This window comes from Streptomyces sp. NPDC041122 (assembly GCF_055592445.1).
This window is the reverse complement of the sequence record NZ_JBVIYQ010000010.1, coordinates 181,601-206,906: the sequence shown is the minus strand read 5'-3', so window position 1 is coordinate 206,906 and position 25,306 is coordinate 181,601. Positions and strand designations below refer to the sequence as shown.

23 protein-coding genes and 1 pseudogene are annotated in these 25,306 nt (G+C 72.9%); 11 read left to right on the top strand and 13 right to left on the bottom strand.

All coding sequences use genetic code 11. The annotated features are described in order from the left end of the window. Nucleotides 1-10: 10 nt before the first annotated feature. The 5 genes from ACZ6B8_RS32080 to ACZ6B8_RS32060 form a co-directional block, all read right to left on the bottom strand. Complete coding sequence (locus ACZ6B8_RS32080; RefSeq protein WP_471609486.1) at nucleotides 11-316, bottom strand: hypothetical protein; 306 nt, start codon at nucleotides 314-316, stop codon at nucleotides 11-13. A 169-nt stretch (nucleotides 317-485) separates the two neighbouring features. Beyond that, nucleotides 486-2,549 carry a PTS fructose transporter subunit IIABC gene (locus ACZ6B8_RS32075; RefSeq protein ID WP_471609485.1) on the bottom strand — a complete coding sequence of 688 codons (2,064 nt, stop codon included), beginning with the start codon at nucleotides 2,547-2,549 and terminating at the stop codon, nucleotides 486-488. A gap of 157 nt (nucleotides 2,550-2,706) precedes the next feature. Then, nucleotides 2,707-3,654: a 1-phosphofructokinase gene (gene pfkB, locus ACZ6B8_RS32070; protein ID WP_471086027.1), complete on the bottom strand. Its 948-nt coding sequence runs from the start codon at nucleotides 3,652-3,654 to the stop codon at nucleotides 2,707-2,709. A gap of 128 nt (nucleotides 3,655-3,782) precedes the next feature. Then, entirely contained in the window at nucleotides 3,783-4,544 is a 762-nt protein-coding gene (locus ACZ6B8_RS32065; RefSeq protein WP_471085490.1) for a DeoR/GlpR family DNA-binding transcription regulator, read from the bottom strand. A 216-nt stretch (nucleotides 4,545-4,760) separates the two neighbouring features. Continuing rightward, nucleotides 4,761-5,390, bottom strand: coding sequence for a TetR/AcrR family transcriptional regulator (locus ACZ6B8_RS32060; RefSeq protein ID WP_471085487.1), 630 nt, complete (start codon nucleotides 5,388-5,390; stop codon nucleotides 4,761-4,763). A 271-nt stretch (nucleotides 5,391-5,661) separates the two neighbouring features. Between ACZ6B8_RS32060 and ACZ6B8_RS32055 the strand changes: the two genes are divergently transcribed. Then, nucleotides 5,662-6,915, top strand: a complete 1,254-nt coding sequence (locus ACZ6B8_RS32055) for an extracellular solute-binding protein (RefSeq protein WP_471609484.1) — start codon at nucleotides 5,662-5,664, stop codon at nucleotides 6,913-6,915. Nucleotides 6,916-6,965: 50 nt separating this feature from the next. Here ACZ6B8_RS32055 and ACZ6B8_RS32050 read toward each other — a convergent pair whose 3' ends face one another. Continuing rightward, nucleotides 6,966-8,498: an MFS transporter gene (locus ACZ6B8_RS32050; protein WP_471085481.1), complete on the bottom strand. Its 1,533-nt coding sequence runs from the start codon at nucleotides 8,496-8,498 to the stop codon at nucleotides 6,966-6,968. A 121-nt stretch (nucleotides 8,499-8,619) separates the two neighbouring features. Between ACZ6B8_RS32050 and ACZ6B8_RS32045 the strand changes: the two genes are divergently transcribed. Beyond that, on the top strand, nucleotides 8,620-9,624 hold the full coding sequence (locus tag ACZ6B8_RS32045; protein ID WP_471085478.1) for a helix-turn-helix transcriptional regulator: 1,005 nt from the start codon (nucleotides 8,620-8,622) through the stop codon (nucleotides 9,622-9,624). Nucleotides 9,625-9,737: 113 nt separating this feature from the next. Here ACZ6B8_RS32045 and ACZ6B8_RS32040 read toward each other — a convergent pair whose 3' ends face one another. After that, nucleotides 9,738-10,736 carry a sigma-70 family RNA polymerase sigma factor gene (locus ACZ6B8_RS32040; protein ID WP_471609483.1) on the bottom strand — a complete coding sequence of 333 codons (999 nt, stop codon included), beginning with the start codon at nucleotides 10,734-10,736 and terminating at the stop codon, nucleotides 9,738-9,740. Nucleotides 10,737-10,920: 184 nt separating this feature from the next. Here ACZ6B8_RS32040 and ACZ6B8_RS32035 point away from each other — a divergent pair. Beyond that, nucleotides 10,921-11,184, top strand: a pseudogene (locus tag ACZ6B8_RS32035) (GNAT family N-acetyltransferase); the annotation flags it as partial. A gap of 149 nt (nucleotides 11,185-11,333) precedes the next feature. Continuing rightward, nucleotides 11,334-12,365, top strand: coding sequence for a questin oxidase family protein (locus ACZ6B8_RS32030; protein ID WP_471609482.1), 1,032 nt, complete (start codon nucleotides 11,334-11,336; stop codon nucleotides 12,363-12,365). A gap of 113 nt (nucleotides 12,366-12,478) precedes the next feature. Here the strand turns inward: ACZ6B8_RS32030 and ACZ6B8_RS32025 are convergent, their stop codons facing one another. Beyond that, nucleotides 12,479-13,249 (bottom strand): dioxygenase family protein, encoded by a 771-nt coding sequence (locus tag ACZ6B8_RS32025; RefSeq protein WP_471085469.1) that lies wholly within the window; start codon nucleotides 13,247-13,249, stop codon nucleotides 12,479-12,481. 99 nt (nucleotides 13,250-13,348) lie between these two features. Between ACZ6B8_RS32025 and ACZ6B8_RS32020 the strand changes: the two genes are divergently transcribed. Beyond that, nucleotides 13,349-13,864, top strand: coding sequence for a MarR family winged helix-turn-helix transcriptional regulator (locus tag ACZ6B8_RS32020; RefSeq protein WP_471085466.1), 516 nt, complete (start codon nucleotides 13,349-13,351; stop codon nucleotides 13,862-13,864). Between the two features lie 19 nt (nucleotides 13,865-13,883). Here ACZ6B8_RS32020 and ACZ6B8_RS32015 read toward each other — a convergent pair whose 3' ends face one another. Together ACZ6B8_RS32015 and ACZ6B8_RS32010 are read right to left on the bottom strand one after the other, a co-directional pair. Beyond that, entirely contained in the window at nucleotides 13,884-15,407 is a 1,524-nt protein-coding gene (locus ACZ6B8_RS32015; RefSeq protein ID WP_471085463.1) for an MFS transporter, read from the bottom strand. Between the two features lie 82 nt (nucleotides 15,408-15,489). Continuing rightward, entirely contained in the window at nucleotides 15,490-16,146 is a 657-nt protein-coding gene (locus tag ACZ6B8_RS32010; protein ID WP_471085460.1) for a TetR/AcrR family transcriptional regulator, read from the bottom strand. Between the two features lie 283 nt (nucleotides 16,147-16,429). On the opposite strand from ACZ6B8_RS32010, the gene ACZ6B8_RS32005 reads away from it, so the two are divergent. Continuing rightward, nucleotides 16,430-17,701 carry a M6 family metalloprotease domain-containing protein gene (locus ACZ6B8_RS32005; RefSeq protein WP_471085458.1) on the top strand — a complete coding sequence of 424 codons (1,272 nt, stop codon included), beginning with the start codon at nucleotides 16,430-16,432 and terminating at the stop codon, nucleotides 17,699-17,701. Here the strand turns inward: ACZ6B8_RS32005 and rho are convergent. After that, entirely contained in the window at nucleotides 17,688-18,842 is a 1,155-nt protein-coding gene (gene rho, locus ACZ6B8_RS32000) for a transcription termination factor Rho (RefSeq protein WP_471085455.1), read from the bottom strand. The genes ACZ6B8_RS32005 and rho overlap by 14 nt on opposite strands. 306 nt (nucleotides 18,843-19,148) lie before the next feature. On the opposite strand from rho, the gene ACZ6B8_RS31995 reads away from it, so the two are divergent. The 4 genes from ACZ6B8_RS31995 (at nucleotide 19,149) to ACZ6B8_RS31980 (ending at nucleotide 23,796) form a co-directional block, all read left to right on the top strand. After that, on the top strand, nucleotides 19,149-19,964 hold the full coding sequence (locus ACZ6B8_RS31995) for a 2,3-dihydro-2,3-dihydroxybenzoate dehydrogenase (protein ID WP_471609481.1): 816 nt from the start codon (nucleotides 19,149-19,151) through the stop codon (nucleotides 19,962-19,964). A gap of 291 nt (nucleotides 19,965-20,255) precedes the next feature. After that, nucleotides 20,256-21,461, top strand: a complete 1,206-nt coding sequence (dhbC, locus tag ACZ6B8_RS31990; RefSeq protein ID WP_471609480.1) for an isochorismate synthase DhbC — start codon at nucleotides 20,256-20,258, stop codon at nucleotides 21,459-21,461. Further along, nucleotides 21,458-23,137 (top strand): (2,3-dihydroxybenzoyl)adenylate synthase, encoded by a 1,680-nt coding sequence (locus ACZ6B8_RS31985; protein ID WP_471609479.1) that lies wholly within the window; start codon nucleotides 21,458-21,460, stop codon nucleotides 23,135-23,137. Before dhbC ends, ACZ6B8_RS31985 begins: the two co-directional genes overlap by 4 nt. A gap of 23 nt (nucleotides 23,138-23,160) precedes the next feature. Continuing rightward, nucleotides 23,161-23,796, top strand: a complete 636-nt coding sequence (locus ACZ6B8_RS31980) for an isochorismatase family protein (RefSeq protein ID WP_471609478.1) — start codon at nucleotides 23,161-23,163, stop codon at nucleotides 23,794-23,796. 112 nt (nucleotides 23,797-23,908) lie between these two features. Here the strand turns inward: ACZ6B8_RS31980 and ACZ6B8_RS31975 are convergent, their stop codons facing one another. Further along, on the bottom strand, nucleotides 23,909-24,451 hold the full coding sequence (locus ACZ6B8_RS31975; RefSeq protein ID WP_471609477.1) for a MarR family winged helix-turn-helix transcriptional regulator: 543 nt from the start codon (nucleotides 24,449-24,451) through the stop codon (nucleotides 23,909-23,911). 94 nt (nucleotides 24,452-24,545) lie between these two features. Here ACZ6B8_RS31975 and ACZ6B8_RS31970 point away from each other — a divergent pair, with 94 nt between their 5' ends. Then, on the top strand, nucleotides 24,546-24,959 hold the full coding sequence (locus ACZ6B8_RS31970) for an organic hydroperoxide resistance protein (RefSeq protein WP_471085438.1): 414 nt from the start codon (nucleotides 24,546-24,548) through the stop codon (nucleotides 24,957-24,959). 14 nt (nucleotides 24,960-24,973) lie between these two features. Here ACZ6B8_RS31970 and ACZ6B8_RS31965 read toward each other — a convergent pair whose 3' ends face one another. Further along, nucleotides 24,974-25,282 carry a helix-turn-helix domain-containing protein gene (locus tag ACZ6B8_RS31965; protein ID WP_471085436.1) on the bottom strand — a complete coding sequence of 103 codons (309 nt, stop codon included), beginning with the start codon at nucleotides 25,280-25,282 and terminating at the stop codon, nucleotides 24,974-24,976. Nucleotides 25,283-25,306: the final 24 nt, after the last annotated feature.

The window sequence follows — 25,306 nt, the reverse complement described above, 5'->3', positions numbered from 1 at the left end:
GCCTAGGGCGTCAGGCCCGCCCGCGGCCCTCGCCGAACTGCCGTACCAGACCGGCGAAGGCGTCCCGCTCGTCCGCCGTGAGCTCCACGTTCTCCGCGCGCGGCGGCCCCTGCTGGACCGGCAGTGCGTGGAGCGGCTGTGCCTGGCCCCACCCCTCCACTTCGAGGCGCTCGAACCGGTCGAACCGGTCGAACCGGCCCGGTCGGCCGGGCCGCTCCTTGCGCATCACCCGCACCAGGCCGACGGCCCAGACGACGGTCGCCACGGCGAGCACGGCCACGCCTATCTGCTGAATGGTCGAGACATCCTGGAGCATGCGGCCCAGTAGACAACAGGGGCGGGGGCTTACGACAGGGGGTAATGGGACTTAGGTCCCGAAGTGACGCAAGTCGCACACTCCGGATTCCCGAGTTCCGCACCCCCGGGGCCTCTTGAGGCCCCGGGCACGTCACTCAGGCCGACATCGAGCCGGCCGATCAATTCGATCAGGCCGCCACGGACTCCCGCGTCCCGTCGGACGCCTTGCCGAGCGACGCGTCGCCGCCCGACTCCGCGCCCGCTCCCGCACCGTCGCCCGCGCCCTCGCCAGCGCCCTCGCCCTCGCCCTCGCCCTCGCCCGAAGGGGCCGTCTTCCTGGTCCCCTTGAGCAGGACGACCACGGCCGTCGAGACGCCGACACCCGCGGCGACGGCGACCAGGTACAGCAGCGGCTGGCCGATCAGCGGGACCACGAAGACGCCGCCGTGCGGGGCGCGCAGCGTGCAGCCGAACGTCATCGACAGGGCGCCGGTGACCGCACCGCCCGCCATGGACGCCGGGATGACGCGCAGCGGGTCGGCCGCCGCGAACGGGATCGCGCCCTCCGTGATGAAGGAGGCGCCGAGGAACCAGGCCGCCTTGCCGTTCTCCCGCTCGGTCCTGGTGAACAGCCGTCCGCGGACCGTGGTGGCGAGCGCCATGGCGAGCGGCGGGACCATGCCGGCCGCCATCGCCGCGGCCATCACCTTCAGGGAGCCGTCGGTCGGGTGGGTGAGGCCGCCGACCGCGAAGGCGTAGGCCACCTTGTTGAGCGGGCCTCCGAGGTCGAAGCACATCATCAGGCCGAGGATCACGCCGAGGATGACCGCGTTGGCCCCGGTGAGCCCCTCCAGCCAGTCGGTCAGCGCGCTCTGCAGGGAGGCGATGGGCTTGCCGACGACGAGGAACATCAGGAAGCCGACCACCGCCGAGGAGATCAGCGGGATCACCACCACCGGCATGATGCCGCGCAGCACGGCCGGGATGCGGACGCGCTGGATCCCCATCACGACGGCGCCCGCGAGCAGACCCGCGGCGAGACCGCCGAGGAATCCGGCGTCGATGGTGACGGCGACCGAACCGCCGACGAAGCCGGGTACGAGGCCGGGCCGGTCGGCCATCCCGTACGCGATGTAGCCGGCGAGGACCGGGACCAGGAAGGCGAAGGCGAGACCGCCGATCTGGAAGAGCAGCGCGGCCCAGCTGGTGTGGTCCGTCCAGATGAAGTGTTCGGCGACGGACGGCGCCTTGTCGATCTTCCAGCCGCCGATGGCGAAGCCGAGGGCGATCAGGAGGCCGCCCGCGGCGACGAACGGCACCATGTAACTGACGCCGGACATCAACCATTTGCGCAGCTTGGTGCCGTAGCCGTCCTCGGCGTCACCGGCGTTGTCGACCGGGGTCGTTCCGGCGGGGGCGGTCGTCTCGCCGCGGGCCGCCTTCTCCCGTACCTCCGCGATGAGTTCGGCGGGCCGGTTGATGCCGGCCTTCACCCCCACGTCGACGGTGGGCCTGCCCGCGAAGCGGGTCTTGTCGCGTACGGGGACGTCGTGGGCGAAGATCACCGCGTCCGCGGCGGCGATGACCGCGGGGTCGAGGCGGGTGAAGCCGGCCGAGCCCTGCGTCTCGACCGTCAGCTCCACGCCGGCCTCGCGGGCGGCGTTCTCGAGCGACTCGGCGGCCATGTAGGTGTGCGCGATGCCGGTGGGGCAGGAGGTGACCGCGACGATACGGAAGGGCTGCTCACCGGCGGGCGCCTCTCCCGTGCCGGGCTCACCCGCTCCGGGCTCACCCGCTCCGGGCGTCTCTTCGCCGCGGATCAGCGCGGCCGCCTCTCGGGCCGTCGAGGCCGACCGGAGCGCCCCGGTGAACTCCGCGTCCATCAACTGCCGCGCCAGCGAGGAGAGAATCGTCAGATGGGCGTCGTCCGCACCCGCCGGGGCCGCGATCAGGAAGATCAGGTCGGCGGGGCCGTCCGGCGCGCCGAAGTCGATGCCGCGGGCCGAGCGTCCGAAGGCGAGGGTCGGCTCGGTGACGTGGGCGCTGCGGCAGTGCGGGATGCCGATGCCGCCATCGAGGCCGGTCGGCATCTGCGCCTCGCGGGCCGCCACGTCGGCGAGGAACCCGTCCAGGTCGCTGACGCGCCCGAGGGCCACCATGCGCTCGGCGAGCGAACGCGCCGCGGCTTCCTTGGTTCCGGCGGACAGGTCGAGTTCGAGGTCGACCAGGTCCGCGGTGATCATCTCGGTCATCGCGGGCTCCTTCGCACGCGTATCGCCCGGAGGGCGGGGGCTGGGGTGGGGACTGGGGTTGAGGCAGGGGCTGCGGCTGGGACGGGAACCGAGGGGAGGACGGTGGCAGGGGGCAGGTCAGGGGTCGCGGCGACGGACCGCACCGGCGTCGGCGCCGTCACGAGACCGGCTCCGTCAGCGCGCGGTCCAGCGGGACCTCGGCCGTCACGGTGACCGCATCCGGCGCGAGATCCGCCGGCGCCGGCATCGCGCTGCCCGGCAGCTGAACGGCGGCGGCCCCGTGCGCCACGGCCGAGGCGAGCGCCAGCGGCCCGGTGCCGCCCGCGATCAGGAAGCCGGCCAGGGAGGAGTCGCCGGCGCCGACGTTGCTGCGTACGGCGTCGACGGGGGCGCTCGCGAAGTACGCGCCCGCCTCCTCGACCAGGAGCTGGCCGTCGGCGCCCAGGCTGGCGAGGACCGCGCGGGCGCCGAGGCCCCGCAGCTCCTCCGCGGCCTTGACCGCGTCGCCGACCGTGGCGAGCGGGCGGCCGACGGCCCCGGCGAGCTCCTCGGCGTTGGGCTTGACCACGTCGGGGCGTTCGGCGAGTGCGGCGAGCAGCGCGGGGCCCGAGGTGTCGAGGGCGATCCGGGCGCCGGCCGCGTGCGCGCGGGCCACCAGCTCCGCGTACCAGGACGGCCGCAGGCCGCGCGGCAGGCTGCCGCAGCAGGCGATCCAGTCCGCGCCCGCCGACCGCTCGCCGACGGTGGCGAGCAGCATCTCCCGCTCGTCGTCGGACAGTTCGGGGCCCGGCGCGTTGATCTTCGTGAGCGTGCCGTCCGGTTCCGCGACCGCGATGTTGGAACGGGTCTGCCCGGTCACCGGCACCGGGGCGACCTCGATGCCCTGCTCGTCGAGGAGCCGGGCGACGAGCGCGCCGGGCGCGCCGCCCAGTGGCAGGACGGCGACCGTCCGCACGCCCGCCGCCGCGACGGCCCGCGAGACGTTGACGCCCTTGCCGCCCGGGTCCATGCGGTCGCCGGTGGCGCGGACGACCTCGCCCCGGTCGAGCGCGGGCACCTCGTAGGTGCGGTCGAGGGAGGGGTTGGGGGTGACGGTGAGGATCATGCGGGTACCGGCTGCTGCTTCCTTGCTCGTGCGCGGGGTCGTGCGCGGGGTGGTGCTCGTACGCGGGGTCGGGCCTGTGCTCGTACGCGTGTCCGTCCGTGCGCCCGCGAGCGCATCCGTACGCGTCCTCATGCGCGGACGACCTCCGTGCCCGCCGCCTCGATGGCGGCGGCCTCCTCCTCGCCGAGGCCCGTGTCCGTGATCAGCAGGTCCACGTCGGCGAGGTCGCCGAAGCGGGCGAAGTGTTCCTGGCCGTGTTTGGCGGAGTCGGCGAGCAGCACGACGCGGCGGGCCGCGGCGACCGCCGCCCGCTTCACTGCGGCCTCGGCGAGGTCGGGGGTGGTGAGGCCGCCCTCCGCCGAGTAGCCGTTGGCGGCCAGGAAGAGGACGTCGGCGCGGATCTCCCCGTACGCCCGCAGCGCCCACGCGTCGACGGCGGCGCGGGTGCGCTGCCGGACGCGGCCGCCGATGAGGTGGAGCTGGATGCCGGGGTGGTCGGCGAGGCGCGCGGCGGTGGGCAGGCCGTGGGTGACGACGGTGAGCGTCGACTCCAGCGGGAGCGCCGCCGCGAGCCGCGCGACGGTCGAGCCCGCGTCGAGGATGACGCTGCCCTCGGCGGGCAGTTCGGCGAGGGCGGCGCGGGCGATGCGGTCCTTCTCGTCGGCGGCGGTGCCCTCGCGCTCCGCGAGGTCCGGCTCGAAGTCGAGCCGCCCGGCCGGTATGGCCCCACCGTGCACACGGCGCACGAGTCCGGCGCGGTCGAGGGCCTTCAGGTCGCGCCGGATGGTCTCGGCGGTGACCCGGAACTCCTCGGCCAGTGACAGGACGTCGACCCGCCCGCCGTCACGCGCCAGGCGCAGGATCTCCTGCTGCCGCTCCGGTGCGTACATGTCCGTTTTCCTCCGCCGAATGTCCGAGCATGTGGTTTCACTCGCAGAGTACGGGCGAGGTACGGGAAAGTAAACGGGTTCGGGCCCACTTCGGACACAAACGGACTTTCGTACGGCGGGGAGGCCCCGTTGGCCCTCACCCGAAGCCGACGTAAGTCCCCTCGCGAGCCCTCCGGTAAGCCCCCCGGTACGGGACAGCGCCGGGCGCGCCGGGCCTTACGGCCACCCGAACCCGTCGAGCGCGTCGAGGCACCGCTCCGCCAGCGCGGCCGGACCCCCCGCACCCCGCGCCGGCTCGTCCCCCGCCGCCCAGCTCTCCACCGCGACCCGCACGGCCGCGCTCGCGACGCCCGCCGCGAGCCGCAGCGCCATCCCCGCCTCCGGCGCGGGCGGCTCCGTCCCACCCGTCCGCTCCGCGAGGACCGCCAGGAGCGTCTGCTCCGAGGCGTGACACGCGTCCGCCCACACCGAGCGCAGCGCCGCACTCCGCTCCGACATGCGCAGCAGCGACCGGACCCAGTCGAGGGACTCCACCGCCGCCGTGTCCCCGGCGCCCAGCGCGTCGGCCACCGCGTGCCGCAGCGCGTCCGGGACCGCCAGCCCGGCCGGCGCCCGGCGCACCGCCTCGGCCCACTGCTGCGCACCCGCGGCGAAGAGCGGGGCGACCGACTCCTCCTTGGTGGCGAAGTAGCGGTAGAAGGTGCGCGGTGCGACGCCGGCCGCGCGGGCGATGTCCTCGGCGCGGGTGGCCCGCAGGCCGTCCGCGACGAACAGCGCCGCGGCGGTGCGGGCGATGTCCAGGCGGGTCTCGTTCTTGCGGCGCTCCGTCAGCGAACTTGCAGGCATGCCTGGCAGGTTATGCCAGCCCCGCGACCGGTCGCGCCGGCTCTTCCGCGCCCGGGTTCGAAGACACGTACTGCCCATGTGGCAGAATCTGCCACCGTCAGGCGCGGGACGGGCGGCGACCCTCCGGACCGGACGGTGCTCCCGCACTGGACGCGGACCCTCCGCCGGGCGGGCGGCGGCCACCGGGGCGCGACGATGCACGCACGCCCACTGGGCGCGGGCACCCCGCACCCACCCGCGCACGCGGTGCGAGCAAGAGGTGGCAACAGCGGTGCGTCGTCGGCAGTTCCTTCTCCACACGGCCGGTCTCGCCGGCGCCACCGCGCTCGGCGCCGGCGGCCTCAGCGCCTGCTCCGCGGAGACCGACACCCCGCTCAAGGTGCTCGTGGCCAGTTACGACAAGAGCGTGGGCTCCTCGATCGGGGACCAGTGGGGCAGCCTGACCGCGGCCTTCAAGAAGGCCCACCCGGACATCGGGATCAGCCTCGAACGCGTCCCGTTCGCCGAACTCGACCAGACCCTGGCCCGGCGCGTGCGGGACGGCGACGCCCCCGACATCGCCCAGTCCAACTTCTTCGCGCCCTACGCCGAGCAGGACAAGCTCTACGGCGCGTCCGACCTCTTCGACGTCCGCACCGAGGGCGACTTCATCCGCTCGTACGCGGAGGCGGGCATGGTCGACCGCGTCCAGTACGGCCTGCCCTTCCTCGCCAGCACCCCGCGCCTCTTCTACAACAAGGACCTCTTCAAGCGGGCCCATGTCACCGCGCCCCGCTCCTGGTCCGAACTGCGCGACGCCGCGCGGGCGTTGAAGGCGGCCGGCGTGCCCACCCCCTACGGGCTGCAGCTGGGCCCGGAGGCCGCCGAGGACGAGGCGCTCGCCTGGCTGCTGGCCGACGGCGGCGGCTACGCGGGCCTCACCGGCTACGACTTCGCCACCCCCGGCAACATCGAGACCCTGACCTGGCTCCGCGACAACCTGGTGCGGCCCGGCCTGGCGGGCGCCGACCCGAAGTCGCTGACGAGGACGGACGCGTACGCCCAGTTCCTGCGCGGGAAGATCGGCATGCTGATCGCGCACCCGGTCCTGATGGGCGCCGCCGACAAGGCCGCGTTCCCCTACGCGCACGCCCCGTTCCCCAAGAAGGTCGGCGGCGCCGCGCCGCCCGTGGGTCTCAACGACTGGCTGATGGCGTTCCGGCAGAACGGGCGGCGCGAGCAGTGCGGCGCGTTCCTGAGCTTCCTCTACGGCCGCAAGTCCGCGCTGGAGTACGGCGGCAGCCAATCCGCGCTGCCGGTGACGAGTTCGGCCGCCCAGGCGCTGCGCGAGGACCCGGAGCAGCGGCCGATGCGGGAGTTCATCGACCAGATGCCGCAGGCCCAGTTCCAGCCGACGAACCTCGGTTCGTGGCCGGAGGTCAGGAGCGCCGTGCGCCGCCACATCGGTGGGGCGGTGGCGAAGAACGGTGACCCGAGGGCCGTCCTCGAGGCCCTGGACACGACGGCGACCCGGGCGGAGCTCTGAGGCTCCCCACCGGGCCGCGTCCGATCCACCGATCGCCCTGACCTGCTCGGTCAAGAGGTCAACGCGGGCTCCTTCGCGGGCAGTTCGTCCTGCGCCGGCTCCTCGCCGGCGCCGCCCTCGACGTGCTGCCGCGGCTTCGCGGGCAGCGCGAACATCAGCAGGAAGATGATCACGAGGACACCGGTCACCCACCACAGGGCGTGTCCGAAACCGTCCACGAACTCCGCGGGGATCCGGTCCGGCGTGACCCGCTCGTCGATCACTCCGAAGAAGGCGACCGACACCAGGCCGAGGCCGAGCGCGTTGCCCATCTGCTGCACGGTGTTGATGAGACCGGAGGCCGAACCGGCGTGCTCCTGCGGCACGTCGGAGAGGACCGCGTCGGTGATCGGGGCGACGATCAGGCCCATGCCGAGGCCCATCACCACGAGGGGCAGCGCCATCTGCCAGGGCGCGATGCCCGCGCCGTACCGGTCGGCCTCCCAGATGTAGATGAGCACGCCGGCCGCCATCGTCAGGGCGCCGGCCTGCAGCACCTTGCGGCCGAAGCGGGGCACGAGCTGCTGCACGGAGAGGCCGGCCGCGGCCGAGACGGCGATCGAGAACGGCACCCCGGTCAGGCCGGCGCGCAGCGCGCTCCAGCCGAGACCGATCTGCATGTAGAGGGTCCAGACGAGGAAGAAGATGCCGAGCGCGACACCGAACACGGTCTGCACCGCGATGCCCGCGGCGAAGCTCTTCACCTTGAACAGCGACAGCTCGACGAGCGGCGAGCCGTCCCGCGCGGCCTTGTGCCTCTCGTACGCGACGAGGGCGCCGAAGACGACGAGCGACCCGGCCATCATGAGGTGGCCCCACAGCGGCCAGTCCAGCTCGCGGCCCCGGGTGAGCGGGTAGAGCAGCATCAGCAGGCCGAGCGTGACCAGGACGACGCCGACCAGGTCGAGCTTGAGGGCCCTGGGCGCCTTGGACTCGGTGATGAACTTGCGGCCGAGGATCACGCCCGCGACACCCACCGGCAGGTTGATGAGGAAGATCGGCCGCCACTCCAGGCCGAAGATGTTCCACTCGGTGAGCAGGGCGCCGAGCAGCGGCCCGGAGACCGCGCCGAGGCCGACGACCATGCCGAAGAGGCCGAAGACCTTGCCGCGCTCGTGGGCGGGGAAGGTGGCGTGCACGATCGAGAGGACCTGCGGCACCATCAGCGCGGCCATGCCGCCCTGCAGGATGCGGGAGGCCACCAGCATCTCCGGGTTGGCGGCGAAGCCGCAGAGCGCGGAGGCGACGGTGAAGCCGGTGATGCCGATGAGGAAGAGCCGCTTGCGGCCGTGGATGTCGCCGAGCCGTCCGCCCGTGACGAGGCCGGCGGCGAAGGCGAGGCTGTAGCCCGCGGTGATCCACTGGATCTGGCTGAACGAGGCGCCCGCGTCCCGCTGGATGGACGGGATGGCGATGTTGACGATCGTGACGTCGACCAGGTCCATGAAGGCGGCGGTCATCACGATGGCCAGGGCGAACCAGCGCCGCCGGTCGCCGGCGGGCGCCGGTATCCCGGGGGCGGAAGTGGTGCTCGGTGAAGTCATGCCGTCAGGCTAGAGGCCATGTAGGACAGTCCATGACCTAGATGTCCGGCATCCTGATCGGCATGACGACGGACCGCACGGCAGACGACGGACGGCACGACATGACGACGGGGAACGCGACATGACGGCGGACGGCACCACGGCGGGCACCGACACCCCGGCCCGGCTCCTGAAGCTCCTCTCGCTGCTGCAGACGCCGCGGGAGTGGCCCGGCGGCGAGCTCTCGGAGCGGCTCGGGGTCAGCAGGCGCACGGTGCGGCGCGACATCGACCGGCTGCGCGACCTCGGCTATCCGGTGCGGGCCAGTCAGGGGGCGGCGGGCGGCTATCGGCTCGTGGCGGGCAAGGCCATGCCCCCGCTGGTCCTGGACGACGAGGAGGCGGTGGCCATCGCGGTCGGCCTGCGGGCCGGGGCGGGCCACGCGGTGGAGGGCGTGGAGGAGGCGTCGGTACGGGCACTCGCCAAGCTGGAACAGGTGCTGCCCGCCCGGCTGCGCCACCGGGTCTCCGCGCTGCAGATCGCGACGACGCCGCTGACCAGCGGGGACGGGGCGAGCATCGCGCCGGAGACGCTGACGGTGATGGCGTCGGCCGCGGCCGGGCAGGAGCGGCTGCGGTTCGCCTACCGGTCGGGCGACGGCACGCGCTCGCGCCGGCTCACCGAGCCGTACCGGCTGGTGTCGACGGGGCGGCGCTGGTACCTCGTGGCGTACGACATCGACCGCGAGGACTGGCGGACCTTCCGGGTGGACCGGGTGAGCGAGCCGTTCGCGACGGGCGCGCGGTTCGCGCCGCGGGAGCTGCCGAAGGGGGACGCCGCGGAGTTCATCCGCGACGCGATGTGGGGCGGCGGACGCCCGTCGTACGACCTGGACATCACGTTCGCGGCGCCCGCGGAGTTCATCACCGCGCGGCTGCCCTCGTCGCTGGGTCCGCTGCGGCCCCTGGACGACCGCAGCTGCCGTTTGCGCTGTCCGGCGTCGGACTCCGTGGAGTGGCTGGCGGTCCGTCTGGCCGTCATGGACTGCGACTTCACGGTGCACGGGCCGCGGGAGCTGGTGGACTGCGTCAGGGAGATGAGCGCTCGCCTGTCCCGGTCGGTGAAACCAGGGCAGGCGGGCGGGTAGAACGCGCGAAGCGCGACGCCCCGACGAAACGGCCCAGCAGGCCATGCCGGACAGAGCCCCCGGCGCCGAGAAGAGACACCGGGGCAGCAGGAGTGCACCGCCAGGCCGGCCGCCTAGGCCGCCGCGTCGAAGCCCGTGTCCCGCGCGAGCTTCTTCAGCTCCAGCAGTGCGTGCTTCTCTATCTGGCGGATCCGCTCACGGGTCAGGCCGTGCTCCTTGCCGACCTCCGTCAGCGTCCGCTCCCGGCCGTCCTCGATGCCGTACCGCATCTTGATGATGGAGGCCGTGCGCTGGTCCAGCCGGCCGAGGAGGCCGTCGAGCTCCTCGCTGCGCAGCAGCGACAGGACGGACTGCTCGGGCGACACGGCGGAGGTGTCCTCCAGGAGGTCGCCGAACTGGGTGTCGCCGTCGTCGTCCACGCCCATGTTCAGCGAGACGGGGTCGCGCGCCCAGTCCAGGACGTCCGTGACGCGCTCGGGCGTCGAGGACAGCTCCGCGGCGATCTCCGCGGGCTCCGGGTCCCGGCCGTTCTCCCTGTTGAACTCGCGCTGCACGCGGCGGATCCGGCCCAGCTCCTCGACCAGGTGGACGGGGAGGCGGATGGTGCGGGACTGGTCGGCGATGGAGCGGGTGATGGCCTGGCGGATCCACCAGGTGGCATAGGTGGAGAACTTGAAGCCCTTGGCGTAGTCGAACTTCTCGACCGCGCGCACCAGGCCGGCGTTGCCCTCCTGGATCAGGTCGAGCAGGGGCAGGCCGCTGCGCGGATAGCGGCGGGCCACCGCGACCACCAGACGGAGGTTGGACCGGATGAAGACGTCCTTGGCCCGCTCGCCGTCGGCGACCAGCGCCTCCAGCTCCTCGCGGTCCGCGGTCACCTTGCTGTCCTCGACCTCGCCGTCCAGGATCTTTCCGGCGTACACCCCCGCCTCGATGACCTGGGAGAGCTCCACTTCCTTGGCTGCGTCGAGCAGTGGCGTACGCGCGATCTCGTCGAGGTACATGCCGACCAGGTCGCGGTCGGCGATCTCCCCGCCTACGGCGCGAACACTGCGTGCCGCGTCGGTCTCGCCGGAGGCGGACTTACGACGGGCGACGGCACGGGTTGCCATGCGTGCTCCCTTGCGATCTATGGGGTTCCTGGTCGGCCCACTGGTGGGGCCTCTGTGGTGGATGGCACACCCTCGGGTGCCCTGCATCCGATGGAAACAACGACTGGAATCCGGACAGAATTCCCAAGCCGCGCATCTTTTTTCCTGACGGTGCAGTACCCTGTGGCGCCACACGGGAGGCCGGATGCCGTCGGAAGGCACAGAGGTGCAGGTCAGGCCGGGCGATGAGGCCGACCTCGAAGCCCTCACGGACCTCTGCAACCACTCCGTGCGTGAGACGGCCGTCACCTTCGACACCGTCGCCTTCCGTCCGGAAGAGCGCCGCCCTTGGCTGCTCTCCCACCCCGAAGACGGCCCGTACCGTCTCTTGGTTGCCCAAGGGGCGGATTCCGGTCTCCGCCCCTCTCGGGTGCTCGGTTACGCGACGAGTACTCCTCTTCGTACGAAGTCCGTCCGCCACGGGGCCCTACGAGGGGCCGCTCGGTCCGTGGACCTAGGTCGCGGTCCGTGGACCTAGGTCGCGCGCCCGCTCCCGGGGCGGGTTTCTCGGGCCCCAGCCCGATACGCGCCGCCGCCCGCGCCGCCTACCGTCCCCGCATGACCGACACCACAGGCATCCTCGACGAAGCCCTGCAACGGCTGCACTCCTCCGGTCCCGAGCGGCTGGGACGGCTCACCAACCACGCGCCCATGGCCGTCGAGGCGCTCACCGCGCGCGGGCAGGCCGGCGCCGTCCACCGGTGGCTCGATCTCTACGCCCCGAAACTGGAGGACTTCCCCGCCTCCGTCGAGCCGGTCACCGACGCCGGCTGGCAGGACGCCCTGGGTGATCCGCGCCGGGCCGCGGACTGGATCGCGTACTTCCGCCGGAAGCTCGCGGCGGAGCCGTGGCGTGCCGTGCTCGCCACGTGGTGGCCCCGGCTGCTGCCCGGCCTGTACGGGGGTTCCACGCATCCGGTGATCCGGGTGGGGCACGCCGTGCGGGCCCTGGAGGCGGGCGGCCCGGCGCAGGGTGACCTCACCGAGCCGCGGCTCGCCGAGCTCGCGCACGGGCTCGGCTACTGGGCCGCCCGGCACCGGCCGCTCGGCACCCCCGCCCCGCTGCCGGGCGCCCTCAGCGCCGCCGACGCCCTGGAGGCGGTGCCGCCCATCGCCGGGCGCGCGGCCGGCAGCTTTCCCGAACGGCTCGGCCGGGTGAACGCGCTGCCGCGGTGGGGCTCCGCGGTGACGGACCCCGAAGAGGCGCGGCGGCTGCTCACCGATCTGGTGCGGGCGGCCACGCACCGGTACGCCACGCACGGTCACGGCGAGGAGACGATGCTGGTGCACGCGGCGACGGCGCCCAACGCCGTGCTCCGCGTGCTTCCCGTGCTGCCGCGCGGGCTGTGGGTGCCGAGCCTGCGGGCGGCCTGGACGGCGTCGGCCGCCGTCACCGCGATGTACGCGCCGGATGAGGCCGTCGCGTACGAGCCCTCCGGTGACCTCGTCGCCGAGGAGGTCTTCGAGCGGGCGCTCGCTCATGGGGACGAGCATGTGATCAAGTTCGCGGACACGGCGTTGGACGTCGGCGATCAGCGGGCGCTGGGGGCGGCCCTGCGGGCGGTCGAGCTGAGCGTGCCGCTCCGCTGAGTCGCTTTTCGGCCGCGGGTTCGTGCGTGGCCGGTCGCGCAGTTCCCCGCGCCCCTGACGGCACCACCGCGCCCGGCGATCTCATCCGCCCCTCGCCCCCCCCCTGCGAGCCCTCAGCCGAACTGCACCGACCTCTTCGCCAGCCCCATCCAGAAGCCGTCGATCACGCTGCGCTGCGCGGTCAGGTCGCCCGTCGCCTCCGCCGCGCCCAGGGTCACGAAGAGGGGGGCGAAGTGCTCCGTCCGCGGGTGGGCCAGGCGGCCCGCCGGGGACGTGCGGCCGAAGTCGAGGAGGGCGTCGACGTCGCCCGACTCCAGGGCCTCGTGGCCCCACGCGTCGAACTCCGCCGACCAGGCGGGGACGCCCTCCTGGCGCAGCGCGGCCAGGTTGTGCGTGAAGAAGCCGCTGCCCACGATCAGCACGCCCTCGTCGCGCAGCGGGGCGAGCCTGCGGCCGATGTCCATGAGGCGGCGCGGGTCGAGGGTCGGCAGCGATATCTGGAGCACCGGGATGTCCGCGTCCGGGTACATCTCCACCAGCGGGACGTAGGCGCCGTGGTCGAGCCCGCGGTCCGGCACGTCCTGCACGGGCGTGCCGGGGGCGCGCAGCAGCTTCCGTACCGAGGCGGCGAGTCCGGGGGCGCCGGGTGCCGCGTACGTCACCTCGTAGTAGTGCTCGGGGAAGCCCCAGAAGTCGTACACGAGGGGCAGCGTCTCGGTGGCGGACAGCGCGAGGGGGGCCTCTTCCCAGTGGGCGGAGACCATCAGGATCGCGCGGGGGCGCGGCAGCCGGGCCGACCAGGCGGCCAGCTCGCCGGGCCAGACCGGGTCGTCGGCGAGCGGCGGGGCCCCGTGGCTGAGGTACAGGGCGGGCATGCGGGTCATCGCGCACCTCCTCCTCTTACTTGAAGTCTCAAGCTTTACGCGACCACCGTACGCATGGTTTGTTCAATGTTCAAGGAAGGGCCTCGTACAGTGGGGTACATGGATACGGCAGCGACCCCTTCCCCGGCCGACGAGCCGCGCTGGCTGGACGGCGATGAGCAGCGCGTCTGGCGGGCCTACCTCCAGGCGACCACGCTTCTCGACGACTTCCTCGACCGCCAGCTGCAACGCGACGCGGGCATGCCGCACATGTACTACGGCATATTGGTCCAGTTGTCCGACGCCCCCCGACGGCGCCTTCGGATGACCGAACTGGCCAAGACCATGAAGATCACCCGGTCCCGCCTCTCGCACGCGGTCGCGCGCCTGGAGAAGAGCGGCTGGGTGCGGCGCGAGGACTGCCCCTCGGACAAGCGCGGCCAGCTGGCGATCCTCACCGACGAGGGGTTCGGGGTGCTGCGCAGGACGGCGCCCGGCCATGTCACCGCCGTCCGCCAGGCCCTCTTCGACCGGCTCACCCCGGAACAGCAGAAGTCCCTCGGCGAGATCATGACGATCGTCGCCGAGGGACTTCAGCCCAAGGAGGCCGGGGCGGACCTCCCCTGGCTCCGCTAGGCGCTGCCCACGAACCGGGTCAGTGCACCAGCACCGGCACCTTCACCTCGTCCTCGACGCCGTCCTCCGACGAGGCCGAGGAGTTGCCGCCCTGGGCGCCGGTGGTGACGAACGTCGCGGCGATCAGCGCGGAGACCGCGAGGATGCCGACCGCCCACCAGATGGCGCTGGTGTAGCCCTCGACCATGGCCTGGGCCTGGAGGAGCCTGGGGTTGGAGGCGGCCAGGGACGCGTGGTCCGTGAGGTACGCGGTGGTCGCCGACGCGGCGATGGTGTTCAGCAGGGCCGTGCCGATGGCGCCGCCGACCTGCTGCGAGGTGTTGACCATCGCGGAGGCGACACCCGCGTCACGGGCCTCGACGCCGTGCGTGGCCAGCGACATGGCGGGCATGAACGCCGTACCCATGCCCAGACCCAGCATCAGCTGCGCGGGCAGGATCAGACCGGCGTAGGAGGTGCCGATCTCCAGCTGCGTCAGGAGCAGCATGCCGAGGGCGGCGAGCAGGAAGCCCGGGGCCATCAGCAGACGCGGGGGGACGCGGGTCATCAGGCGGGCGCCGATCTGCGTGGAGCCCGTGATCATGCCGACGATCATCGGCAGGAAGGCGAAGCCGGTCTTGACCGGCGAGAAGCCCTTGACGATCTGCAGGTAGTACGTGAGGAACAGGAACAGGCCGAACATCGCGATGACGGCGAGCCCCAGCGACAGGTAGACACCGCCGCGGTTGCGCTCGGTCAGGACGCGCAGCGGCAGCAGCGGCGACGTGACCTTGGCCTCGGTGAGGACGAACGCGGCGAGCAGCACGACGGACGCGACGAACATGGTGATCGTCACGGAGTCGGACCAGCCCGCGGACTCGGCGCGGGTGAAGCCGTAGACCAGCGAGACCAGGCCGAGGGTGGAGAGGACCACGCCGGGGATGTCGAGCGGCGAGCGGTTGCGGCCGCCGGCCGGCTCACGGATGACGAAGTACGCGCCCAGGGCGGCGATCACCGCGAACGGGATGTTCACGAAGAAGGTCCAGCGCCAGTTCAGGTACTCGGTGAGGAAGCCGCCGAGGATCAGGCCGACGGCGCCGCCGCCACCGGCGATCGCGCCGTAGATGCCGAAGGCCTTGGCGCGCTCCTTGGCGTCGGTGAACATCACCGCGAGCAGCGAGAGGGCGGCGGGCGCGAGCAGCGCGCCGAAGACACCCTGGAGGGCGCGGGCGCCCAGCATCATGGCCTCGCCGGACGCGGCGCCGCCGAGCGCGGAAGCCGCGGCGAAGCCGATCAGACCGGTCACGAAGGTGCGCTTGCGGCCCCACAGGTCGGCGATGCGGCCACCGAAGAGCAGCAGACCGCCGAAGGCGAGCGCGTAGGCCGTGATGACCCACTGCCGGTTGCCGTCGGATATGCCGAGGTCCTGCTGGGCGGAGGGCAGCGCGATGTTCACGATGGTCGCGTCGAGCACGACCATCAGCTGCGCGAGAGCGATGAAGATCAGCGCTCTCCAGCGGTTGGCGTCGGGCCCGGTGCCGGGCTTGAGGGCTGTTTCTGACATGGGAGTAGCCACCTAGCGGTACGGAGTGGTGAAAAACGAACGACGTACGGGATGAAGCGGGTGAGGAGCGGGGTCGGCCGGGTCAGTGCTGCCGGAGGTCCCGCAGGGTCGCCGCCTCCCCCGGGAGTGCGGACCGGGCCGGTGCCATCAGGCCGTCGAGGAACAGCTGCAGATGGCGGTGGACGAAGCCGTCCATGCTCGGGCAGGCCGTGCCGGGCAGCGGCCGGGTGAGCTGGGAGAGGGCGACCATCAGGTCTCCGACGGCGATGTCGGTGCGCAGCTGCCCGGCCGCGCGGGCCCGCCCCATGAGGCCTTCGATGGACTGTTCCAACTGCTCACGGGCGTCGAGCAGTTCGGGGTGGAAGGGATCGAATTCCGGCGAGAGCATCGGGCACATGGCGCCGATCCGCTCACCGGCCGCGGCGTGCACGAAGGTACGCAGCGCGCCGAACGCCGCACCCTCGTCGGCGTCCGCCGTGGCGATGCCCTCTTCGGCGAGGGCGGTGACGCGGTCCATCACCGTGCGGACGACCTGGCGGACCAGTTCGCCGCGGTCGGCGAAGTGCCGGTAGACCGTGGCGTTGCCGACGCCGGCCCGGCGCGCGACCTCGTCGAGGGGTACGTCGGCTCCGTACTCCACGAACATCTCGCGCGCCGCGGCGACGATCCGCTCCCGGTTGCGCAGGGCGTCGGCCCGCGGGCGGGTGGCGCGGCGCTGCGGGGCGGTGGCGGTGTCCACGGCTGCTCCTCGGTCGGTGGTCTTCGTCCGGGGTCCCGCTGGACCCCGGCTCCGGCGATCCGGGGAGTACTTCCCCGTTTCGCGCGGACACAGTTCCAAACGGGGAGACAGTCCCCGGATATTTCCCGTCACGCGTCCGGATCCATGTGAGCTGAGTCACACCTGTTCCGGCGAGAAACCCACGATCGGTCGCACCCAGCGAGCGCACGCGCATCCCCCGGCAGAGGGTGATCGGACAGGGTGCAGCCAGGACCGGCGGCTGCCGCGGAGCGGAAGGCCACGCATGCAGCAGCCGACCTGGCGATACATACGCAGCGCCGCTCTCGCCTCCTTCTCGGCCTTCGCCCTCACGGTCACCACATCGGCGAGCACCGGCCGCCTGATGGAGAAGTCGCCCAGCGCGGCAGGGCCGGTGGCCCTGGCCCGCGGCGCCACGCTCGCACCCTGCATGATCAGCGGCGCGATGGGCGTGCAGATGTCGGAGGGCGTGCCCACCTCGCCCGGCTACGCCCGCTCCACCGGTACCGTCCGGGCCCTGAACCTCATGATCGACTTCTCCGACGCACAGGGCCAGGGCAGCGCGCTCGACCGGCTCGCGGAGTTCTTCCCGCAGACCGCGAAGTGGTTCAGGACCAGTTCGTACGGGCACCTCGACTACCGCCCGGAATCCCCGATCAAGCACTGGCTGCGGATGCCCAAGAGCTTCGCGAAGTACGGCATAGAGCGCGGCGCCCCCTTCGAGCCCGGCTACCGCACGCTCGTCGAGGACATAGTGGCCACCGCCGACCCGGACGTGGACTTCCGCTCGTACGACCTCGTGAACATATTGATCACCCCGAACGCGGGCCCCTCAGCCCTGGACACCGTCCTGTCGGTGACCTTCGCGGGCAATCACGAGGCCCCCGTCGCCGACGGCGTCCCCGTCTCCAACGCGTCCTTCGTCTACAGCCGCCAGGACGACGGCTCGGGCAGCTACGGCGAGACGGGGTACCGCGTCCTGCCGCACGAGAACGGCCACGTCTTCGGCCTCCCGGACCTCTACACCCAGGAGGGCGGCGGGGCGGCCGGGCACTGGGACATCATGAGCGAGGACTGGGGCGCCAACAACGACCTGGTGGCCTGGCACAAGTGGAAGCTGGGCTGGCTCGACGACGACCAGGTCAGCTGCGCCGCGAGCTCGGGCACGACCGAGCACGTGCTGTCCCCGCTGTCCCGCACCGGCGGCACGAAGCTGGCGTTCGCCCCTATCGACGAGAAGGCGGGGTTCGCCATCGAGGCCCGCACCGAGGGCGGCAACGACGAGGCGGTGTGCAAGCCGGGGGTGCTGGTCTACCGGGTGGACGCGGAGGTCGACACCGGCCGCGGCCCGATCACGGTCTCGGACTCCAAGCCCGACAGCGGCGGCTGCACGCACCGGCCCAACGTCCACGCGGAGCTGTCCGACGCGACCTACGGCGTCGGCGAGACCTTCACCGACCGCAAGACGGGGATCCGGGTGACGGTGGCGGGTGTGAACGACGCCGGCGAGTACCGCGTGCACGTCACGCGGCCGTAGCGTCCGCGCGGACGTGCGCCCCCGGCACGGTCTGCCGCACCTGGCGCAGGAACGCCGCGTTGCTCGGGGTCTTCGCGATCTGTTCGAGCAGCGCCTCCAGGGAGCCCTGCCCGTCCCGGCCGCGCAGCGCCCGGCGCAGTCCGCGCATGGCGGTCAACTCCTCGCCCGGCACCAGCAGTTCCTCGCGCCGGGTGCCGGAAGGGGTGACGTCGACGGCGGGGAAGACGCGGCGCTGGGCGATGGAGCGGTCGAGCCACAGCTCCATGTTGCCGGTGCTCTTCAGCTCCTCGAAGTAGTAGTCGTCGGCGCGCGATCCGGTCTCCACGAGCGCCGTCGCGAGCAGGGTGAGGGAGCCGCCCTCCTCGGCGAGCCGGGCGGCTCCGAAGAGTCGCTTGGGCCCCTGCACGGCCGAGGCGTCGACGCCGCCGCTGAGGGTGCGGCCGCCGCTGGAGGCCGCGTTGTTGTACGCCCGGCACAGCCGCGTCAGCGAGTCGAAGAGCATGACGACGTCCCGCCCGTCCTCGACCATGCGCCGGGCGCGTTCGACGGCGAGTTCGGCCAGCGCGATGTGTTCCTTGGCGGGCCGGTCGAAGGTGGAGGCGAGCACCTCGCCGCGGACCGAGCGCCGCATGTCGGTGACCTCCTCGGGCCGTTCGTCGAGGAGGACGACCATGAGGTGGCACTCGGGGTGGTTGCGGGCGACGGCGGCGGCGATCTGCTGGAGCAGCACGGTCTTGCCGGTGTGCGGCGGGGCGACGATCAGGCCGCGCTGGCCCTTGCCGAGGGGCGCGACGAGATCGACGAGCCGCCCGGCCACGGGCCCGCCGGGCGTCTCCAGGTGGAGCCGTTCGCGGGGGTGCAGCGGAGTGAGGTCCGCGAAGCGGGGCCGGCCGCGCAGGGCGCCGACCGCCCGCCCGTTGACCCGTTCGGCGCCGGCGAGCACGCCCGGACGCCCGCAGACGCCCTCGACGAAGTCGCCGGTGCGCAGCTCTAGTTGGCGGATGACGGCAGCGGGTACCTGTACGTCACGGGGCCCGGCAAGACAGCCGGCTCCCCGCAGGAAGCCCCGCCCGTCGCGTCCGACGTCGAGAACTCCCGTACAGGCGACCGCGGTTGCGGATTCAGTGGTGGTGATGGTCATGAGAGGTGTGTCCTTTCGCGGACAGGCAAGGGGAAGGCCCGGCGGGGCGGCGGATGACCACGCCCCGAACGACGGGCGACAAGAGAACTGCGTCAACAGCAGAGGAAGGAGACCGAAGCGGTCCGACAGATCCCGCCGGAGGCCGGGAGGCACGGGCGCCCTAGACGGGGCGTACACACGTACCACTCGCAAGGTAACACAGGACCCGCGGAACGCCCCCACCCTTGCGTACCCGGCAGTGACCTCGGACAGGGAATGTAAGTTAGGTTAGGCTTACCTAACGAGTTGGGGGAGGTCGCTCACACCATGCCCGAGCACATACCGAACACGTCGCCGACGGACGAGTTCGCCGGGCGCACGGCGCTGGTGACCGGCGCGGGCCAGGGCATCGGCGCCGCGGTCGCCGCCGCCCTCGCGGCGCGGGGCGCACACGTCGTCGCCACCGACCGCGACGCGCACGGCATCGCCGAACTGGCCCGCGCCACAGGCGAGTCGGCCGACAGGATCACACCCCACATCATGGACGTCACCGACGCGACCGCCGTGACCGACGTCGTCACCGGCATCGTCCGCGACCACGGCGCCCTGGACCTCCTGGTGAACGTCGCGGGCATCCTCCGCAGCTCCCCCGCGATCGAACTGACCGACGCCGACTGGGCCGACACCTTCGCCGTGAACGCCACCGGCGTCTTCCACACCTCGCGCGCCGCCGCGGCACACATGACGGCGCGCGGCTCCGGCTGCATCGTCACCGTCGGCTCCAACGCCGCGGGTATCCCCCGCACGGGCATGGCCGCGTACGCCGCGTCCAAGGCGGCCGCGACCGCGTTCACCAAATGCCTCGGCCTGGAGATCGCCCGCAGCGGGGTGCGCTGCAACGTCGTGGCCCCCGGCACCACGGACACCGCGATGCAGCGCGCCCTGTGGCCCGACGCCACGTCCCCCGAGCCCCCGCCGGGCGTCCTGGACGGCGACCTCACGACGTACCGCACGGGCATCCCCCTGGGCCGCATGGCCACCCCCCAGGACATCGCCGAAGCGGTCCTGTTCCTGGCCTCGGACCGCGCCCGGCACATCACGCTCCAGGAGCTGTACGTGGACGGCGGAGCAACCCTGCGCTGACAGCGCGGGACGCCCCGCCGACCGCCACCCGCGGACGAAACGGGAGGGGACGCGGGGGTATGCGCGCACGGAGCACCGAGCCCGCAAGAGCAACATGGTCCGCGAGGCAGCGCCGCAGGGATGGCGAGTACGCACATACCCCCACGGCCCCGCACCCACAACCGGACCCCAGGCGCAACCGACGCCCCCGCGCCCAGAGGCAAACGCCACCCACCCACACCACACCGCACCCACACCCACACCCACACCCACACCCGAACCCCCGCCCCCCACCCGAGAATTGGAGCCCCCGTGTCGACCGCACCCGAGGTCGCCCCGCACGTCACGACGGCCGAGCAGGCCCACCCCGTGGTAGGCGCGGCCACCGCTCTCCTCGCCGCCTACACCCCGGACGCCCGCTTCCTGGGAACCCCGACCCACACCCTGCTCGCCACCGGCGTGCACGCCGAAGTCCCGCACGACGAGAGACCGTTGCCGCGGCGCGTCACCGCCACCCTGGCCGACGCGCACCGCGCCGGTGTCGCCGAGCCGTACGTCATCGGCGCGGTCCCCTTCGACCACACCGCCCCGGCCGCCCTCACCGTCCCGGAGACCTCGCTCACCGCGCCCCCGCTCGCCGCGGACCCCCTGATCGCCCTGCCGACGGAGACACCGGACGCGACCGGCTGGCACGTCCGCCCGGTGCCCGCTCCAGAGGAGTACGGCGCGGGCGTGGCCGCGGCGGTGGACCGCATGTGGCGCGGCGACTTCAGCAAGGTCGTCCTCGCCCGCACCCTCGAACTCACCGCGCCCGCCCCGCTCGACCTCCCCGCGATGCTCCAGCGCCTGGCCCGCCGCGACCCGGCCGGCTACGTCTTCGCGCTGCCCACGGCCCCGGGCCGCACCCTCGTCGGCGCCAGCCCCGAGCTCCTCGTCTCGCGCCGCGGCCACAAAATCGTGGCGAACCCGCTCGCCGGCTCGACGCCCCGCAGCGACGACCTCGCCGAGGACGTGCGCCGGGCGGCCGCGCTCCTGGAGTCGGCCAAGGACCTGCACGAGCACGCGGTCGTGGTGGACGGCGTGCACCAGGCACTGGCCGGCTACTGCACGGAGCTGACCGTGCCGGCCCGCCCCACCCTCCTCCGCACCGCGACGATGTGGCACCTGTCCACCACGGTGACCGGCACGCTCGCCGACCCCGCCGTGTCCGCGCTGGAGCTGGCCTGCGCCCTGCACCCCACCCCCGCGGTGTGCGGCACGCCGACGGCGACCGCGCGGGAGGTGATCCGCGCGACGGAACCGTTCGACCGCGGCTTCTTCACGGGCGTCGTCGGCTGGGGCGACGCGAAGGGTGACGGCGAGTGGGTGGTGACGATCCGCTGCGCCGAGGCCGGGGAGCGGAGTCTGCGGCTGTACGCGGGCGCGGGCGTGGTCGCCGCGTCCGACCCGGCGGCGGAGACGGCGGAGACGGGCGCGAAGTTCCGTACGTTCCTGAACGCGGTGGGAGTGGAGCTGTGAGCGCGGGCACCCCGGAGGCCGAAGCCCCCACCTGGCCCGCGGAGTTCGCGGCCCGCTACCGCGAGGCGGGCTGGTGGCGGGGCGAGACCTTCGGCGGGATGCTGCGCGAGCGCGCGGCCCGGCACCCGGACCGTACGGCGGTGGTCGACCCGGGCGGCACCGGCACCCCGCCCCGCCGCTGGACCTACGCCGAACTCGACGGCCGGGCCGACCGCCTGGCGGCGGGCCTGCTGGCCCGGGGCATCGCCAAGGGCGACAAGGTGGTCGTCCAGCTGCCCAACATCGCCGAGTTCTTCGAGACCGTCTTCGCCCTGTTCCGCATCGGCGCGCTCCCGGTCTTCGCGCTGCCCGCGCATCGCGAGACGGAGATCCGCTACTTCTGCGAGTTCACCGAGGCCGTGGCGTACGTCATCCCGCAGGAGCTCGGCGGCTTCGACCACCGGGGCCTCGCGGCGAAGCTGGTGGACGACGTCCCCACGCTCAAGCACGTGTTCGTGGCCGACGGCGACCCCGGCCCGTTCGACGCGCTGGCGGACGTCACCGCCGAACCGGCCGGGATCCCGGATCCCCCCGCCCCCTCCGACCTGGCGTTCCTCCAGCTCTCCGGCGGCAGCACGGGCGTACCGAAACTGATTCCGCGCACCCACGACGACTACATCTACTCGCTGCGCGGCTCGAACGAGATCTGCGCGGTCGACGAGGACAGCGTCTACCTCGTGGCCCTGCCCGCCGGGCACAACTTCCCGCTGTCGTCGCCGGGTTCGCTGGGCGCGCTGTACGCGGGCGCCCGCGTCGTGCTCTGCCCGCGGCCCGGCCCGGAGGCCGCCTTCCCGCTCATCGAGGCCGAGGGCGTCACCCTCACGGGCCTGGTCCCGCCGCTCGCGCTGCTCTGGACGGAGGCGGCGCCGGCCACCCCGTACGACCTGAGCAGCCTGGAGGTCCTCCTCGTGGGCGGCGCGAAGTTCAGCGAGGAGGCGGCGCGCCGGGTGAAGCCGGCGCTCGGCTGCACGCTGCAGCAGGTCTTCGGCATGGCGGAGGGTCTGGTCAACTACACGCGCCTGGACGACGACACAGAGACGATCGTCACCACGCAGGGCCGCCCGATCTCCCCGGACGACGAGATCCGCGTCGTCGACGACGCGGACAACGACGTGCCGCCCGGCGAGACGGGCCACCTGCTGACCCGTGGCCCGTACACGATCCGTGGCTACTGGAACGCGCCCGAGCACAACGCCCGCTCCTTCACGGCGGACGGCTTCTACCGCACGGGCGATGTCGTGCGCCGCACCGGGACCGGCCACCTCGTCGTCGAGGGCCGGGCGAAGGACCAGATCAACCGGGGCGGCGAGAAGATCGCGGCCGAGGAGGTGGAGAACCATCTCCTCGCCCACCCGTCCGTGCACGACGCGAACGTGGTCGCCGAACCCGACCCGTACCTGGGCGAGCGGACGTGCGCGTACGTGATCCTGCGCGCGGACGCGGAGCCGCTGAAGCCGGTCGCGGTCAAGAAGTTCGTGCGTGAACGTGGCCTGGCCTCCTACAAGGTGCCGGACCGGGTGGAGTTCGTGACGGCGTTCCCGCAGACGGGGGTCGGCAAGATCTCGAAGAAGGACCTGCGCGCGGCCTCGGCCCGGACCCCCGCGCCTTCCCCCTCCACCCCCGCCCCGTCGGCCTGACCGGAACGGAACAACCCACCACCATGCCCCTCCCCGCCGTCACTCCCTATCCGATGCCGTCGGCCGACGCGCTGCCGGCGAACCGCGTCGACTGGAAGGTCGACCCGTCCCGCGCCGTCCTCCTCGTACACGATCTGCAGAACCACTTCCTCTCCGCGTACGACCGGACGGCCTCCCCCGTGCCCGAACTCCTGGCCAACGTCGCGGAGTTGAAGCGGTCGGCCGCCCGGCTCGGGGTGCCGGTCCTGCACACCGCGCAGCCGGGTGGCCAGACCCCCGCCGAGCGCGGACTCCAGCAGGACTTCTGGGGCCCCGGGCTGCCCGACGACGCCCACGCGGCGGCCATCGCGGCCGAGATCGGCCCGGCCCCCGCAGAGACGGTCCTCACCAAGTGGAAGTACAGCGGCTTCGTCCGCACGGACCTGCTGGAGCGGATGCGTGACCAGGGCCGCGACCAGCTGGTCGTCACCGGCGTCTACGCCCACATCGGGGTGCTGATGACGGCGTGCGACGCGTGGATGCAGGACATCGAGGCGTTCGTCGTGGCCGACGCGGTGGCGGACTTCTCGGCGGACGACCACGCGATGGCGCTGCGCTGGGCGGCCGGGAAGTGCGCGGTGGTGACGACGACGGAGGCGGTGTTCGAGGAGGCGGTGTAAGGCGGGTCCACAAGGGGGGAAGCGCCGCCGGGCCGCCCTTCGGGACGGTCGGCGTTGGGCCGCTCTTCGGTGCGGTCGGTGTTGGGCCGCTCTTCGTCGCGCCCGGACGCGGTCAGCCCGCGCAGGCGCCCGTTCCTCGTCCGGCGCCGGAACCCGCCCCGTCCAGGGCCTCGGTCAGCGCGTCGAGCCGGGCACGCAGGTCCCGGACCTCCCCCAGCGACAGCCCCGTGGCCTCGGCAATGGCGCGGGGCACGGCCCGCGCCCTCTCGCGGAGCGCGGCCCCTTCGCCGGTGAGCCGGACGGTCACGGACCGCTCGTCCTCCGGGCTCCGCCGCCGCTCCACGTGACCGGCCGCCTCCAGGCGCTTGAGCAGCGGCGAGAGCGTGCCGGAGTCGAGCCGCAGCCGCTCCCCGATCTTCTTGACGGGAAGCTCGCCGTGCTCCCAGAGCACCAGCATCACCAGGTACTGCGGGTAGGTGAGCCCCAGGTCCTTGAGCGCGGTGCGGTAGACGCCGTTGAAGGCGCGGGCGGCCGCGTGCAGCGAGAAGCAGATCTGCTCGTCGAGCCGCAGGAAGTCCCGCTCACTCCGTACGTCACCCGCGTCACCCGCTTCACGCACGTCGCCTGTTCCTGACCCGACCTGTGCCTTCTCCATGGGGTCAGGCTACCTCGACACCCCATTAAGTTGTGCACAACTGAATTGCGTGCTCTACTTCTCGTACGCAGCAGACAACGAGGAGAGGAACACCATGGACGCGCTGTACACCGCCGTGGCCACCGCCAACGGGCGCGAGGGCCGCGCCGTCAGCTCCGACGGCCAGATCGACCTGCGACTCGACTTCCCGGCGGCGCTGGGCGGCAACGGCCAGGGCACCAACCCCGAGCAGCTCTTCGCCGCCGGGTACGCCGCCTGCTTCGCGAGCGCGATGGGCAACGTCGCCCGCCAGGAGAAGATCGACGTCACGGACGTGTCGGTGACCGCCGAGGTCAGCATCGGCAAGGACACCGACGGCGGCTTCGGCCTCGCCGTGGTCATGCGGGCCGAGCTGCCGGACCACCTGCAGGGCCCCGCGGGCGAGGAGCTCCTGCGCAAGACGCACGCGTTCTGCCCCTACTCCAAGGCGACCCGCGGCAACATCCCGGTGGAGCTCGTCATCGAATAGGGGGCGTCACGGGGTCACGAAGCCTCGCTCAACGCCAGGCCCGCCCCGGCGCCCTGACCCGGCCCGCACCCCTCGTCCGGGGCGACCCGCCAGACGCGGGCCAGCTCGGAGAGCGGTACGCCGAGCACCTCGCTGAGGCGGACGACGGTACCGAAGGCCGGCGTGGGCAGCCGGCCGGTCTCGATCTTGCGGAGGGTCTCCGGCGAGATCCCGGCCGCGAGGGCCACGTCGACGGGGCTGCGCGCGGCCCGGGCGGCGCGCAGCGCGGCCCCGAGGCGTCGGCCCGCCTCGATCTGTTCGGGGGCGAGCGGGTGGCGAACCATGCGGCCAGGGTAGGGGCGCCCGTG

What these genes read in the sequence shown, in the direction of transcription:
- ACZ6B8_RS32080 (WP_471609486.1), bottom strand. Translation starts at nt 316, where the DNA reads ATGCTCCAGGATGTCTCGACCATTCAGCAGATAGGCGTGGCCGTGCTC.
- ACZ6B8_RS32075 (WP_471609485.1), bottom strand. Translation starts at nt 2,549, where the DNA reads ATGACCGAGATGATCACCGCGGACCTGGTCGACCTCGAACTCGACCTG.
- pfkB (WP_471086027.1), bottom strand. Translation starts at nt 3,654, where the DNA reads ATGATCCTCACCGTCACCCCCAACCCCTCCCTCGACCGCACCTACGAG.
- ACZ6B8_RS32065 (WP_471085490.1), bottom strand. Translation starts at nt 4,544, where the DNA reads ATGTACGCACCGGAGCGGCAGCAGGAGATCCTGCGCCTGGCGCGTGAC.
- ACZ6B8_RS32060 (WP_471085487.1), bottom strand. Translation starts at nt 5,390, where the DNA reads ATGCCTGCAAGTTCGCTGACGGAGCGCCGCAAGAACGAGACCCGCCTG.
- ACZ6B8_RS32050 (WP_471085481.1), bottom strand. Translation starts at nt 8,498, where the DNA reads ATGACTTCACCGAGCACCACTTCCGCCCCCGGGATACCGGCGCCCGCC.
- ACZ6B8_RS32045 (WP_471085478.1), top strand. Translation starts at nt 8,620, where the DNA reads ATGACGGCGGACGGCACCACGGCGGGCACCGACACCCCGGCCCGGCTC.
- ACZ6B8_RS32040 (WP_471609483.1), bottom strand. Translation starts at nt 10,736, where the DNA reads ATGGCAACCCGTGCCGTCGCCCGTCGTAAGTCCGCCTCCGGCGAGACC.
- ACZ6B8_RS32030 (WP_471609482.1), top strand. Translation starts at nt 11,334, where the DNA reads ATGACCGACACCACAGGCATCCTCGACGAAGCCCTGCAACGGCTGCAC.
- ACZ6B8_RS32025 (WP_471085469.1), bottom strand. Translation starts at nt 13,249, where the DNA reads ATGACCCGCATGCCCGCCCTGTACCTCAGCCACGGGGCCCCGCCGCTC.
- ACZ6B8_RS32020 (WP_471085466.1), top strand. Translation starts at nt 13,349, where the DNA reads ATGGATACGGCAGCGACCCCTTCCCCGGCCGACGAGCCGCGCTGGCTG.
- ACZ6B8_RS32015 (WP_471085463.1), bottom strand. Translation starts at nt 15,407, where the DNA reads ATGTCAGAAACAGCCCTCAAGCCCGGCACCGGGCCCGACGCCAACCGC.
- ACZ6B8_RS32005 (WP_471085458.1), top strand. Translation starts at nt 16,430, where the DNA reads ATGCAGCAGCCGACCTGGCGATACATACGCAGCGCCGCTCTCGCCTCC.
- rho (WP_471085455.1), bottom strand. Translation starts at nt 18,842, where the DNA reads ATGACCATCACCACCACTGAATCCGCAACCGCGGTCGCCTGTACGGGA.
- ACZ6B8_RS31995 (WP_471609481.1), top strand. Translation starts at nt 19,149, where the DNA reads ATGCCCGAGCACATACCGAACACGTCGCCGACGGACGAGTTCGCCGGG.
- ACZ6B8_RS31980 (WP_471609478.1), top strand. Translation starts at nt 23,161, where the DNA reads ATGCCCCTCCCCGCCGTCACTCCCTATCCGATGCCGTCGGCCGACGCG.
- ACZ6B8_RS31975 (WP_471609477.1), bottom strand. Translation starts at nt 24,451, where the DNA reads ATGGAGAAGGCACAGGTCGGGTCAGGAACAGGCGACGTGCGTGAAGCG.
- ACZ6B8_RS31970 (WP_471085438.1), top strand. Translation starts at nt 24,546, where the DNA reads ATGGACGCGCTGTACACCGCCGTGGCCACCGCCAACGGGCGCGAGGGC.
- ACZ6B8_RS31965 (WP_471085436.1), bottom strand. Translation starts at nt 25,282, where the DNA reads ATGGTTCGCCACCCGCTCGCCCCCGAACAGATCGAGGCGGGCCGACGC.